At 68.2% G+C, this 13,605-nt stretch carries 12 protein-coding genes; 7 read left to right on the top strand and 5 right to left on the bottom strand.

Features of this window, described 5'->3' with window-relative positions:
* Positions 1–262: 262 nt before the first annotated feature.
* Together ACZYY4_RS04505 and ACZYY4_RS04500 are read right to left on the bottom strand one after the other, a co-directional pair.
* Positions 263–1,816 (bottom strand): glycerol-3-phosphate dehydrogenase/oxidase, encoded by a 1,554-nt coding sequence (locus ACZYY4_RS04505; protein WP_463808251.1) that lies wholly within the window; start codon positions 1,814–1,816, stop codon positions 263–265.
* On the bottom strand, positions 1,813–2,391 hold the full coding sequence (locus ACZYY4_RS04500; protein WP_463808250.1) for a TetR/AcrR family transcriptional regulator: 579 nt from the start codon (positions 2,389–2,391) through the stop codon (positions 1,813–1,815). Before ACZYY4_RS04500 ends, ACZYY4_RS04505 begins: the two co-directional genes overlap by 4 nt.
* A 56-nt stretch (positions 2,392–2,447) precedes the next feature.
* On the opposite strand from ACZYY4_RS04500, the gene ACZYY4_RS04495 reads away from it, so the two are divergent.
* The 4 genes from ACZYY4_RS04495 to ACZYY4_RS04480 all read left to right on the top strand — a co-directional run bounded on the left by ACZYY4_RS04495 (position 2,448) and on the right by ACZYY4_RS04480 (position 7,323).
* Entirely contained in the window at positions 2,448–4,037 is a 1,590-nt protein-coding gene (locus ACZYY4_RS04495) for an FAD-binding oxidoreductase (protein WP_463808428.1), read from the top strand.
* The gene (locus ACZYY4_RS04490; RefSeq protein ID WP_463808249.1) at positions 4,034–4,960 is read left to right on the top strand and encodes a diacylglycerol kinase; all 927 of its coding nucleotides are present in this window, start codon (positions 4,034–4,036) and stop codon (positions 4,958–4,960) included. The genes ACZYY4_RS04495 and ACZYY4_RS04490 overlap by 4 nt, the downstream gene beginning before the upstream one ends.
* 109 nt (positions 4,961–5,069) lie before the next feature.
* A complete protein-coding gene (locus ACZYY4_RS04485) occupies positions 5,070–6,161 on the top strand; it encodes a ferredoxin reductase (RefSeq protein WP_463808247.1) in 1,092 nt (363 codons plus the stop codon).
* Between the two features lie 10 nt (positions 6,162–6,171).
* A complete protein-coding gene (locus ACZYY4_RS04480) occupies positions 6,172–7,323 on the top strand; it encodes a fatty acid desaturase family protein (protein WP_463808246.1) in 1,152 nt (383 codons plus the stop codon).
* 16 nt (positions 7,324–7,339) lie between these two features.
* Here ACZYY4_RS04480 and ACZYY4_RS04475 read toward each other — a convergent pair whose 3' ends face one another.
* The 3 genes from ACZYY4_RS04475 to ACZYY4_RS04465 all read right to left on the bottom strand — a co-directional run bounded on the left by ACZYY4_RS04475 (position 7,340) and on the right by ACZYY4_RS04465 (position 9,929).
* On the bottom strand, positions 7,340–7,852 hold the full coding sequence (locus ACZYY4_RS04475; RefSeq protein WP_463808245.1) for a DUF3145 domain-containing protein: 513 nt from the start codon (positions 7,850–7,852) through the stop codon (positions 7,340–7,342).
* Between the two features lie 128 nt (positions 7,853–7,980).
* Complete coding sequence (locus ACZYY4_RS04470) at positions 7,981–8,814, bottom strand: serine hydrolase domain-containing protein (protein WP_463808244.1); 834 nt, start codon at positions 8,812–8,814, stop codon at positions 7,981–7,983.
* 11 nt (positions 8,815–8,825) lie between these two features.
* Entirely contained in the window at positions 8,826–9,929 is a 1,104-nt protein-coding gene (locus ACZYY4_RS04465) for an AraC family transcriptional regulator (protein WP_463808243.1), read from the bottom strand.
* A 94-nt stretch (positions 9,930–10,023) separates the two neighbouring features.
* Between ACZYY4_RS04465 and ACZYY4_RS04460 the strand changes: the two genes are divergently transcribed.
* Genes ACZYY4_RS04460 through ACZYY4_RS04450 form a run of 3 tightly spaced genes read left to right on the top strand, consistent with a single transcriptional unit; the run spans position 10,024 to position 13,598 of the window.
* The gene (locus ACZYY4_RS04460) at positions 10,024–11,829 is read left to right on the top strand and encodes an N-acyl-D-amino-acid deacylase family protein (RefSeq protein ID WP_463808242.1); all 1,806 of its coding nucleotides are present in this window, start codon (positions 10,024–10,026) and stop codon (positions 11,827–11,829) included.
* Between the two features lie 10 nt (positions 11,830–11,839).
* Complete coding sequence (locus ACZYY4_RS04455) at positions 11,840–12,925, top strand: S-(hydroxymethyl)mycothiol dehydrogenase (RefSeq protein ID WP_463808241.1); 1,086 nt, start codon at positions 11,840–11,842, stop codon at positions 12,923–12,925.
* 46 nt (positions 12,926–12,971) lie between these two features.
* On the top strand, positions 12,972–13,598 hold the full coding sequence (locus ACZYY4_RS04450; protein WP_463808240.1) for an MBL fold metallo-hydrolase: 627 nt from the start codon (positions 12,972–12,974) through the stop codon (positions 13,596–13,598).
* Positions 13,599–13,605: the final 7 nt, after the last annotated feature.

The following is a 13,605-nucleotide window of genomic DNA, read 5'->3' as shown; positions in this document are numbered from 1 at the left end:
AAAGACCCCGACCGGGCAACGTCACCAGGTTCAGTAATATATGTGTAGCCCATTGCAGCCCTGACGATTACGATGCCAACCATCGAATCTCAGCCGGTTCTACAAGGGGTGCCGCTGGCCCGTCGACGCGGACTGAACGCAGATACGATTTTTTGTTCTGACGGGATACGGGCCCCACGACCGGGACGATAGCAACCGGAAAACTGATACCGCGACGATCATGACCCGACGCCCAGCCCGCGGGCGCCTGGGCGAGGCGGGATCAGTTCCCTTGAGGCCGATCCGGCCCGGTCACGAACTCCCGCGCCACCGCAACCACCCGTTCCCGGTCGGTGTCCACCAACCCGATGCGGGTCCGGCGATCCACGATGTCCTCGACGGTCAGCGCGCCTTCGTGACTGACCGCGTACTCGAACTCGGCGCGGATCACGTCGATCCCGTCGGCCACCGGCGCCTCGGGCCGTTCGCAGGTGGCGGCGGACAGCACATTGGCCGCCTCCGCGCCGTAACGCGCCACCAGCGAGGCGGGCAGCCCGGCCACCGGCTCCTGCGATCCCGGGTTGCCCGGCGCGCCGATCAATGGCAGGTCACGGGTGCGACAGGGCGCGGCGGACAGGCCGCGAGCCCGTATCGCACGGTCCAGCACGTCTTGCGCCATGTGGCGATACTCGGTCAGCTTGCCCCCGATGACGCTGAGCACCCCGGACGCCGATTCGACGACGGCGTGGTTGCGCGAGACGTCGGCGGTACGCCCCTGGCCGGTGTCGATCAGCGGCCGCAGGCCGGCGTAGGAACCGATGACATCGGCCGTGCCGAGTGCGGTCCCCAACGCCGTGTTGACGGTGTCCAGCAGGAAAGAAACTTCTGTCGAAGTCGGTTGTGGGACATCGGGGATGGGCCCGGGGGCATCTTCGTCGGTGAGCCCCAGATATACCCGGCCGAGCTGTTCGGGCATGGCGAAGACGAAACGGTTCAGCTCGCCCGGTATCGGCACGGTCAGCGCGGCGGTCGGGTTGCCGAAGGCCGCCGCGTCGAACACCAGGTGGGTGCCCCGGCTCGGCCGCAGCCGCAACGCCGAGTCGATGTCGGCGGCCCACACCCCGGCCGCGTTGATCACGGCCCGCGCCGGGACATCGAAAGACTCCCCGCAACGTTGGTCGGTCAGCCGCACCGACTCACCGGTGGCGTTCGACGCCGCGGTGTAGTTGAGGATCGTCGCGCCGTGTTGGGCGGCGGTCCGGGCCACCGCCGTGACCAGTCGGGCGTCATCGATCAACTGCCCGTCATAAGCCAGCAGTCCACCGTCCAGGCCGTCGCGGCGCACGGTCGGCGCCAGGTCGACGACCTGTTCACGCGAGATACGTTGCGAACGAGGCAGAACCGTCGCCGGCGTACCGGCCAGCCGGCGCAGCGCGTCACCGGCGACGAATCCTGCGCGCACCAGGGCCCGGTCGCGACGGCGCATCGAGCCCAGCAACGGCACCAGCTGAGGCATCGCCCGCACCAGGTGAGGAGCGTTGCGGGTCATCAGGATTCCGCGCTCGATGGCGCTACGCCGCGCGATGCCCACGTTGCCGGTCGCCAGGTACCGCAGCCCGCCGTGTACCAGTTTGGAACTCCACCGGCTGGTGCCGAACGCCAAGTCGTGTTTCTCCACCAGTACCGTCCGCAAGCCCCGGGTGGCGGCGTCCAGGGCGATGCCGGCGCCGGTGATGCCGCCGCCGATCACCACGACGTCGACGGTCCCGCCATCGGCCAGCGCCGCCAGTTCGGAGGTGCGACGGGTGGCGTTGAGCGCGGCGGCGTCGGGTATCACGAGAGGTACCGGTTGAGGGTGTAGGTCAGTTCGGCCGCCAGCGCATCCTCATCCAGGATCGGTGCCACGATCTGCGCCGACTGGATCGTCGACTGGGTGATCAACAGACACATCGCGGCGAGTCCGCGCGGGTCCCCCGCGCGCACGCCGCCGCCGGCCTGGGCGCTGGCCAGCTCATCGGCCACCACATCGATCAGCCGCTGCTGGCTGGCTCCCATCCGCTCGGCGATGTAGACCATCGCCAGCTCCGGTGCATGGTGCAGCACCTGCATCACCACCTCGTCGCGTCGCAGCCGCGCGGCCACCGCCACGATCCGCATCACCAGCGCCTCGCGTCCGGTTCCCGGCCCGGCCACCTCCATCCAGGCATCGCTGACCCGCGCGGTGAGCAGCGCGGCGATCACCGAACGACTGTCGGGCCAACGCCGGTACACCGTGGGACGGCTGACCCCGGCAAGGCGCGCGATGGCCGCCAATGTCACCCGCTCGACTCCCAGGGCGAGCAGACAGCTCGCAGCGGCGTCGAGGATCCGCTCCCCGACGTCCAACTGCTCGTCATTACTGATTGACAGCATGTGTAATACTGTAACGCATGACATCGTCCGACGCCCAGGATGGCCTCACTCCCCCGATGAAGTGGAACGCCTGGGGCAACCCCGCGGCGGCCAAGCCGCTGTCCGACGGCATCCGTCAGCTGTTGAAGGCCGCACTCGGCATCGAGGGCACCGACACCGCCGAGGCCGACCCCGGCCAGGTGCCGCTGCGGCCGTCAGCGCTGGCCGCCGCCGACCACCGGGCGCTGGCGGCGATCGTCGGCGAGGAGTTCTGCCGCGTCGATCAGTCCGGGCGACTGTTGCGCGCCGGAGGTAAATCCACCCTGGACCTGTTGCGGCGCAACGACACCGGGGTCCAGGACGCGCCCGACGCGGTGCTGCTGCCGGGCGGCCCCGATGGCGAGGCCGAGGTCACCGCCATCTTGGACTACTGCAGCCGGCACGGTATCGCGGTGGTCCCGTTCGGCGGCGGAACCAGCGTCGTCGGCGGGCTCGACCCGATCCGAGGCGACTTCGCGGCGGTGGTGTCACTGGACCTGCGGCGCTTCGATGAACTACTGAGCCTCGATGAGATCTCCGGCGAGGCGGAATTCGGCGCCGGGGTCACCGGACCGGATGCCGAACGACTGCTCGGCGAGCGCGGCTTCTCACTCGGTCACTTTCCGCAGAGTTTCCAGTTCGCCACCCTCGGCGGCTTCGCCGCCACCCGTTCGTCGGGTCAGGATTCTGCCGGCTATGGCCGGTTCGACGACATGGTCCGCGGGCTGCGGACGATCACCCCGGCCGGGGTGCTGGAGCTGGGGCGCGCCCCGGCGTCGGCGGCCGGACCAGATCTGCGCCAGCTGGTGATCGGTTCGGAGGGCGTGTTCGGCGTCATCACCCGGGTGCGGGTACGGGTGCATCCGGTGCCGGCGACCACCCGCTATGAGGCGTGGTCGTTCCCGGACTTCGCCACCGGCGCCGCGGCACTGCGGACGATCATCCAGACCGGTACCGGCCCGACCGTCGTCCGGCTCTCCGACGAAGCCGAGACCGGTGTCAACCTGGCCAGCACCGAGCAGATCGGCGAGCAGCAGATCGCCGGCGGGTGCCTGGCGATCACGCTGTTCGAGGGGACCGCCGAGCACGCCGAGAGCCGACATGCCGAGACCCGGGCGGTGCTGGCCGCCCACGGCGGCACCTCGCTGGGCGAAGAACCGGCGCGTGCCTGGGAACACGGCAGATACTCCGCGCCCTACCTGCGTGATTCACTGCTGGCCGCCGGGGCGCTGTGCGAGACGCTGGAGACCGCCACCGACTGGTCCAACATCGCCACTCTCAAGGCCGCCGTCACCGAGGCGCTGACCACTGCACTGGCCGACAGCGGCACTCCCGCGCTGGTGCTGTGCCACATCTCGCACGTCTACCCCACCGGTGCGTCGCTGTACTTCACCGTCGTCGCCGGACAACGCGGCAACCCGATCGACCAGTGGCGCGCCGCGAAAACCGCGGCGAGTGAAGCGATCATGCGCAGCGGCGGCACCATCACCCACCACCACGCCGTCGGCGCCGATCACCGCCCGTGGATGCGCGACGAGGTGGGCGAGCTCGGTGTGCAGGTACTACGCGCGGTCAAGGCCACCCTGGATCCGGCCGGGATACTCAACCCCGGCAAGCTGATCCCGTGACTCGCGGGGTGAACCGTCGCCAGATCGGCCGGGTGACGCTGCTGACCAATCCGGCGGCCGGGCACGGCAACGCGCGGCACGCGGCCGAGCGGGCACTGGCCCGTTTCCAGCAGCGCGGGGTCAACGTCAACCACATCGTCGGCGCCGATCCCCGCCACGCGCGGCAATTGCTCGACGAAGCCCTGAGCGCGGGCACCGACGCCGTGGTGGTGGCCGGCGGCGACGGCGTCATCTCACTGGCGCTGCAGGCACTGGCGCTCGGTGACGTGCCGCTGGGCATCGTCCCGGCCGGCACCGGCAACGATCACGCCCGCGAATACGGTTTGCCCACCGGCGATCCCGAGGCGGCCGCCGATATCGTCGTCGACGGCTGGACGGAAACGGTCGACCTGGGCCGCATCGCCCCCGACGGCGGCGCCACACCCTCCTGGTTCGGCACCGTGATGGCGGCAGGATTCGACTCACTGGTCAGCGATCGGGTCAACCGGATGCGCTGGCCGCACGGCCGGATGCGCTACAACCTGGCCATGGTGGCCGAGATGTCGAAGTTGCGACTGCTGCCCTTCCGCCTCACGTTCGACGACGGCGAGCCGGTCAGCACCGACCTGACGCTGGCCGCATTCGGCAACACCCGCAGCTACGGCGGCGGAATGCTGATCTGCCCCAACGCCGATCATGCCGACGGACTGCTCGATATCACGATGGTGCATTCGGGATCACGGACCAAGCTGATCCGGCTGTTCCCCACCGTCTTCAAGGGCACGCATGTGAATCTCGACGAGGTCAGCACCCGGCGGGCGGCCTCGGTCCGGGTGGAGTGCACCGGTATCAACGCCTATGCCGACGGAGATTTTGTGTGCCCGCTGCCGGTGACGGTGTCGGCGGTGGCCGGCGCTCTACAGCTTCTGCGTAGCGCCAACTGACTCGCTCCACGAGCAGGCCCGTGACGGGCGGAGCAAGATCCGTCAATCCGAACACCTCGATACCCGTCGGGCATATCGTCGGTAGACAGTTCGAGCGGACGGGGGGGTAATGCCCGAGACCGGTGTGCAGGTCCAGATCCCCGCGGTCGGGCGGCTGATCCTGCGGGGTTTGAAGTACTTCACCTGGCCGCTGCACATCGACGACTACCTCGCCCTGATCAACCCGCTGTGGTCGACCGAGGAACTGCGGGGCCGCATCGAACGTATACACCGCGAAACCGACGACGCGGTAACGGTTTTCATCACACCCGGGTTCCGCTGGGTCGGGCACCAGCCGGGACAGTATGTGCGGATCGGGTTCGACGTCGAGGGCAAGCGGCACTGGCGGGCGTATTCGTTGAGCAGCGACGCCGCCCGCCCCGACGGACAGGTGACCATCACCGTCAAGCGCACCGCCGACGGTGTGGTGTCGCGGTTCCTCAACAGCAACCAGGCGGCAGGCTCGATCGTCACCCTGGGCGCGGTCGCGGGCGAGTTCACGCTGACGGCCCCGACGCACTCCAAGCTGTTGTTTCTCACCGCCGGCAGCGGCATCACCCCGGTGATGGCGATGCTGCGCGCCCTGGACCGCCGTGGCGAGATGCCCGACGTGCGTCATATCCACTCGGCGCACACCCTGGCCGAGGCGATCTTCGCCGAAGACCTGGTGTCCTTTGCCGACCGTCACAGCGGTTACCGGTTGACGTTGCGGGCCACCGGAGAGGACGGTCGGGTGGGGCCCGAACAGCTCGACGAGCTGTGCCCCGACTGGGCTGAGCGGCACACCTACGCCTGCGGTCCCGGAGACATGCTGGAGGCGTTGAAGACTCACTTCGCGGCGGCGCAGATTTCGGATCGGCTGCACATCGAGTCCTTCGAGCACCTGCTGATCGGTGACGTCACCGGAGGCGGCGGCACGGTCACCTTCACCGCCTCCGGAATCACCGCAGAATGCGACGGCGCGACGCCGATCCTGGTCGCCGGCGAAGCCGCCGGCGCAACGTTGCCCTACGGCTGCCGGATGGGGATCTGCCACACCTGCATCGGCAAGCTGGCCAGTGGGTCGGTGCGCGATCTGCGCACCGGTGACGTCACCCAGGCCGGTACCGAGGTTCGCACCTGCCTGAACTGCCCCGACGGCGACATCACTATCGAGTTGTAGGAGAACCACGATGACCGAAGCGATGATCGAAAGCCCGTTGAGCAGACTCAGCGCCGAGCAGATCGAAGCGATCGGCGCAGAATTCGACGCCATTCACGACGAGGTGTTCGACAGTCTCGGTGACCGCGATGCCGACTACATTCGCAGCATCATCGCGCTGCACCGCCAGCTCGCGCTGCTGTCCCGCGCCATCCTGTTGGGCTCGCGCTACCGGCCTGCGTGGATTCTCGGCACTGCGGTGCTGGGCATCGCCAAGATTCTGGAGAACATGGAGATCGGCCACAACGTGATGCACGGCCAGTGGGACTGGATGCAGGACCCGCGGATCAACTCCGCGTCGTGGGACTGGGACGCCGCGTCCACCCCGGAGGCATGGAAACACTCACACAACTACGTCCACCACACCTTTACCAATATCCGCGGCAAAGACAAGGACCTGGGCTACGAGATCATGCGGATCGATCCGCATCAGCCCTGGCATCCGGCCTATCTGCTGCAGCCGTTCTACAACCTGCTGCTGGCGGCGTTCTTCGAATGGGGTGTGGCGGCCCACGACCTGGACCGCGAGGCGATCAAGTCCGGCGCCAAGAGCAAAGAGCAGGTGCTGCAGCAGCTACGCGGGATGGGAGGCAAGGCCTGGCGCCAGATCGTCAAGGACTACATCGCATTTCCGTTGCTGTCCGGCCCGAGGGGCTTCAAGAAAACCCTCGCCGCGAACTTCACCGCCAACATCATCCGCAACGTATGGGCCTACGCCATCATCTTCTGCGGCCATTTCCCCGACCAGTGCTACACGTTCAGCGAAGAGGAGGTGGCAAACGAGACCCGCGGCGGCTTCTACATCCGGCAGTTGCTGGGGGCGGCGAACATCGAGGGCTCGCCCATCTTCCACGTCCTGTCGGGCAACCTCGGCTACCAGGTCGAGCACCACATCTTCCCGGACATGCCGGCGAGCCGGTATGCGCAGATCGCGCCGAAGGTCAAAGACATCTGCGAGCGATACGAGTTGCCGTACAACTCCGGCCGGTTCGGCAAGCAATTCGGCTCGGTGCAGCGCACTATTCTGCGGCTGGCGTTTCCCGGCGGGCGGCCCGCCGCCAAACCCGGACCGTACCGGCCAGTCGAGGACGATGCCGTTACCCGCCCGTTGATTGCCGTGTGACTCCCCGAGGCGAAACCTAACCCACGCCGCGGCTGAGCCAGCTCACCTCCGCGCCGTCGCCGCCGTCGCGGTAGGCCTCCAGCGCGTCGTCCCAGGCGGCGCCCAGCACCGTTTCCAGCTCAGCGGCCAAGGCGTCGGCGCCGGCCGCCATCATCGTCCGCAGCCGATTCTCGCCGACCATCACGTCACCATTGGCGCTCATGGCCCCGCTCCACAGTCCGAGCTGCGGGGTATGGCTGAACCGCTGGCCGTCCACTCCGGCGCTGGGGTCTTCGGTGACCTCGAATCGCAACACCGACCAGGAGCGCAGCGTATTGGCCAGCTGGGCGCCGGTGCCCACCGGTCCGACCCAGTTGACCACCGCGCGCAGTTGTCCGGGCATGGCCGGTTGCGGTGTCCAGTTGAGCTTGGCCCGGGCATTCAAAGCCGAGGTCAGGGCCCACTCGACATGAGGGCACACCGCCGCGGGCGATGCGTGGATGTACACCACGCCGCTGGTCACGTCGGCGAATTGATTCGTCGCGCGCATCAGTTGCTCCTTCGGATCCACGAGGGACGTCTTCCCCAACGACCTGGCGGAACCGGGCGGAACAGTGCTGATGCTGATGTTTATTTAGTGTCGTATGAGTCTATTGTGCCTCGTGAGACGCCTGTTGGCTAGTCCCGACCGTATTCGGACACCACCGCGTCGGCCAGCACCGGCCACCGGCCGGTCACCCAGTCGCCGAAGTCACGGTCGGTGAGCACCACCAGCACCCGCTCGATCGCCGGATCAGCCCAGATCAGAGTGCCTGACTGGCCGAAATGACCGTAGGTCCGCGCCGAGTTGGAAGCACCGGTCCAGTGCGGCGATTTGCCGTCGCGGATCTCGAATCCCAACCCCCAGTCGTTCGGCCGCTGCGGCCCGTACCCGGGCAGCACCCCGTCCAGGCCGGGAAACTGCACAGTGACGGCCTCGGCGTGCAGCTGCGCCGACACCGTGACCGGTGCCAACAGGTCGCCGGCGAAAGCCGCCAAGTCGGCGACGGTCGACGTGGCCCCGTACCCGGCCGCCGCGGCACCGCCGTCCAGCCGGCTGGCCGACATGCCCAGCGGTTCGAACACCGCCTCGGCCAGGTAGCGGCCGAACTCGATCCCGGACGCGTCCTGCACGGCCTCGGCCAGCACCGCAAAGCCGTGGTTGGAGTACACCCGCCGGGTGCCCGGTCTGGCCAGGACCCGGTCGGAGTCCGCCGAGAGCCCGGAGGCATGTGCGAGCAGATGCCGCACCGTCGCACCGGGCGGCCCGGCCGGGGTGTCCAATTCGACGGCCCCCTCCTCGACCGCGACCTGTACCGCCCGGGCGACCAGAGGCTTGGTCACCGACGCCAGATAGAACGGCCGCGCCGTGTCGCCGTAGGTGTCCAATACGCCATCCGGACCGATCACCGCGGCGGCCGCGTTACCGACCGGCCAGTCGTCGAGGGCGCTGAGGGCTTCGAGGGCGGACATCGGCAGCCAGCCTAACCATCGAGCCCAGCCGCAGCCGTCGAGCCGGCCTGCGCATGAAGGCCTACACGAAGCGCCGTGCGATGACTGCTCGCGCTGCAACCGAACCAGCGCCGGCAGGATCGGCTGAGCACGCTCTGCTCGGCATAACCGAGTTCGCGGGTCAGGTGCGACAGGCTGATGTCGGTGTCGCGCAGATAACGTTCGGCGGCGTCGCGCCGAACACCGTCGACGACGGCGGCGAAGGTCGTCTCCTCGGCCGCCAGTCGCCGGTGCAGCGCCTTGGGATGCAAATCGAGTTCGCCCGCGATCAGCTCCAGGTTCACCGTGCCGGTGGGCAGCAGCTGGCGGGCCATGGCGCGGACCGATGCGGCGATACCGGGTGATTCGGCGGTGATGCCACTGAGGTAACGCACCATGGCCTGGTGCGCTTGATCGTCGCGGTGCAGCGGGCGGTCCAGATCGGCGGTGCGGAGCGTGAAACCCGCGACCGGTTGCGCGAAGTAGGGCCGGCAGCCGAAGTAGGCCAGGTAGTCGCGCACCGGGGTGAGCGCTTCGTGCGGAAGGTGTACCGACAGTGGCGCATACGGGGCGTCGAGCATCATCCGCATGATCCCCAGCGACACTCCGAGGGACAGCTCGGTGGTCTGCGGGTGCGGCGGGGACCGCTCGAGCAGGACATCGAACGCGTAGAACGACTCGGCGGTTTCATGCGGCGGTCCCAGCTTCCCCGCTCCTTCGTCGAGGCTCGCTGAACCGCCGGGTCCGCCCACCGAGGTGATGCGCGCAGAGATCGCCGGGCTGTAGGCGGACAAGAACCGCTCCGCGATCGAGAACCCGCCGCCGACGGTGGCGGCGGTGCGCGCGGCCACGCCGAGTGGCCCGAAGATGCCGATATCCTGGCGCAACGCCAGCCGTCGCCCGAAATCCGGACACGCCGTTGCACTCGCTGCATTCTCGACAGCGAGGATCACCGCGCGGTACGGCACGAACACCTCGTGGGTTCCGGCCGCCCCGGACGGCACCCCGGCCGCCGCCAATAACGCCGCCGGATCACCGCCGAGCTCAGTGACCAGGTCCGGATAACCGGACAGCGCGGTACCGCGCACCACGGACATGTCCCTAAACATCAAAGAAATGTCCGCAGATGTCAAGACTTCCGCCCCGGGCGCGGGCCATGCTGGACCGGCACCCCGCGGAAAGGAAGATCCAGTGAGCTTTGACATCGTGATTCGCGACGGTCGGTGGTTCGACGGCACCGGCGCCCCATCGGCGATCCGCAACATCGGGATCCGCGACGGGCACATCGCCGCCATCACCGCCGAAGCTCTCGACGAGGCGGGCTGCGGCCAGGTGATCGACGCCGCCGGCAAATGGGTGCTGCCCGGGCTGATCGACATCCACACCCATTACGACGTCGAGATTCTGGCCGCCCCGTCACTGTCGGAGTCGGTGCGCCACGGCGTGACCACGGTGCTGGTGGGCTCCTGCTCGCTATCCACCATTCACGTCGACGGCCAGGATGCCGGCGACCTGTTCGGGCGAGTGGAGGCCATCCCGCGCCGGTACGTGGTCGACATGATCGATCGGTACAAGAACTGGTCGAGTTGTGGGGACTACATCGCCAGCCTGGAACGGTTGCCGCTCGGGCCGAATGTGACTGCGTTCATCGGACATTCGGATATGCGCGCCGCAACCATGGGGCTCGACCGCGCCACCCGGTCCGACGCCCGGCCCACGGCGGCCGAGCTGGCCCGGATGGAACAGATGCTCGACGAGGCGTTGCAGGCGGGATTCGTCGGAATGTCTTCCCAGCAGCTGCTTTTCGACAAGATGGACGGCGATGTCTGCCGCTCGCGCACCCTGCCGTCGACGTACGCCAAACCGAAAGAGCTGCGCCGGCTCAAGTCGAAACTGCGCCGCAGCGGACGGATCCTGCAGGCTGGCCCGGACGTCAAGAACCCGCTGGACGTGGTGTCCCAACTGGCGCAGGCCCTGGGGATCTTCCGCCGGCCGCTCAAGACCACCCTGCTGGCCGCTGCCGACGTCAAGAGCAACAAGCTGGCGATTCCGGCGATGATCAAGGCGTCGCGGATGTTGACCAGGCTCGGCGGCAACTTCCGCTGGCAGCACCTGCCGGTGCCGTTCGAGGTGTACGCCGACGGCATCGATCTGGTGATCTTCGAAGAGTTCGGCGCGGGCGCTGAAGCGCTGCACCTGCGGGAGTCGGTCGAACGTGACGAGTTGATGCGCGACCAGGCCTACCGGCGGCGCTTCCGCAAGGACTACGAGAACAAGTACGGCCCGCGGGTCTGGCACCGTGACTTCTTCGACGCCGAGATCGTCGACTGCCCCGACGCGTCGGTGATCGGAAAGTCCTTCGGCCAGGTCGGGGTTGAGCGCGGCGGGATACACCCCGTCGACGCATTCCTCGACCTGGTTCTCGAACACGGGACCGCCTTGCGCTGGCACACCACGATCTCCAACCACCGCCCCGACGTGCTCCGCAAGCTCGCCCAGGAGCCGGGTATCCAGATGGGCTTCTCGGACGCGGGCGCGCACCTGCGCAACATGGCGTTCTACAACATGGGCCTGCGGTTGCTGCGCCACGTCGCTGATGCCGCCGAGCAGGGTCAGCCGTTTCTGTCGATCGAGCAGGCGGTGCACCGACTGACCGGCGAACTGGCCGACTGGTACCGGATCGACGCCGGTCACCTGCGCGTCGGTGACCGTGCCGACGTCCTGGTCATCGACCCCGCCCATCTCGACGCCACCCTGGACGCCTACGTCGAGGAGACCTTCGCGGCCTACGGCGGAATGTCGCGGATGGTGAACCGCAACGACGAGGCCGTTACCGCCGTTTTCGTCTCGGGCCGCGCGGTGGTCCTCGACGGGCAGCCCACCGGCGTACTGGGGACGCAACGCACCGGAAGCTTCCTGCGTGCCGACACCCGTACGCCGGCCGTCACCGGGAAGGCCGCACACGCCGCAGCGCCGGGCGCCGCGACGGGCACCTAAGGTTGACCCCATGAGTCAGACAGTGCGCGGAGTGATCTCCCGCGAGAAGGGCAAACCGGTCGAGGTGACCGACATCGTCATCCCCGACCCCGGCGCCAACGACGTCGTCGTCGCCATCACCGCCTGCGGGGTGTGCCACACCGACCTGACCTACCGGGACGGCGGCATCAACGACAGCTACCCGTTCCTGCTGGGCCACGAGGCCGCCGGCACCGTCGAGGCGGTGGGTTCGGCGGTGACCGCGGTCGAGCCGGGCGACTTCGTGATCCTGAACTGGCGTGCGGTGTGCGGGCAATGCCGGGCCTGCAAGCGCGGCCGCCCGCACCTGTGCTTCGACACCTTCAACGCCTCGGTGCCGATGACGCTCGCAGACGGCACCGAGCTCACCCCGGCACTGGGTATCGGGGCGTTCGCCGACAAGACACTGGTCCACGAAGGGCAGTGCACCAAAGTCGATCCGGCCGCCGATCCCGCGGTTGCCGGACTGCTGGGCTGCGGGGTGATGGCCGGCCTTGGCGCGGCGATCAACACCGGCGCCGTCACCCGCGACGACACTGTCGCGGTGATCGGCTGCGGCGGCGTGGGTGATGCCGCGATCGCCGGTGCGGCCCTGGTGGGTGCCCGGCGCATCATCGCCGTCGACACCGACGACACCAAGCTGGCCTGGGCCCGCGACTTCGGCGCGACCGACACCGTCAACGCCCGCAGCCAGGACCCGGTCGAAACGATCCAGGAGCTCACCGACGGTTTCGGCGCCGACGTGGTGATCGACGCGGTCGGGCGTCCGGAGACCTGGAAGCAGGCGTTCTACGCCCGCGACCTGGCTGGAACCGTTGTGCTGGTGGGTGTTCCGACTCCGGACATGCGCCTGGACATGCCACTGGTCGACTTCTTCTCGCGCGGTGGGTCGCTGAAGTCGTCGTGGTACGGCGACTGCCTGCCCGAGCGCGACTTCCCCACTCTGATCAGCCTGTATCTGCAGGGCCGGCTGCCGCTGGAGAAATTCGTCTCCGAACGCATCGGGCTCGGCGACATCGAGGAAGCCTTCCACAAGATGCACGACGGCAAGGTGCTGCGCTCGGTGGTGGTGCTGTAGTGCCCGCGACGATGCAGAGCGAAGCGATGAGGAGGAGTGGCGCCATATGACCAGGGGCATCGAGCGCGTCGTCACCCACGGCACTTTCGAACTCGACGGCGGCAGTTGGGAAGTCGACAACAACATCTGGATCGTCGGTGACGAGTCGGAGGTGGTGGTCTTCGACGCCGCCCACGATGCGGCCCCCATCCTCGACGCAGTCGGCGGGCGCAAAGTGACCGCGGTGGTGTGCACGCACGGCCACAATGACCACGTCACGGTCGCGCCGGCGCTCGGCGAAGCCCTCGACGCCCCGGTGTTGCTGCACCCCGCCGACGAGATGCTGTGGCGGATGACACATCCGGACAAGGACTTTCAGCCGCTGTCGGATAACCAGACGCTGCGGGTGGCCGGCACCGAGATCCAGGCATTGCACACTCCGGGCCACTCGCCGGGCTCGGTGTGCTGGTACGCGCCGGAACTGGGCGCGGTGTTCAGCGGCGACACGTTGTTCTCCGGTGGACCCGGGGCGACGGGACGGTCGTTCTCGGACTTCCCGACGATCCTGGCGTCGATATCCGGGCAGCTGGGCAAACTGCCGGCCGACACCGTCGTCTACACCGGCCATGGAGACAGGACCCGCATCGGCGACGAACTGGTCAATTACGACGACTGGGTGGCGCGCGGCCACTGACCCGGCC

The sequence above is a fragment of the Mycobacterium sp. IDUB_21 genome (assembly GCF_055419425.1).
Note: the sequence above shows the minus strand (reverse complement) of the source record. Positions and strands in the feature narration are given on the sequence as shown.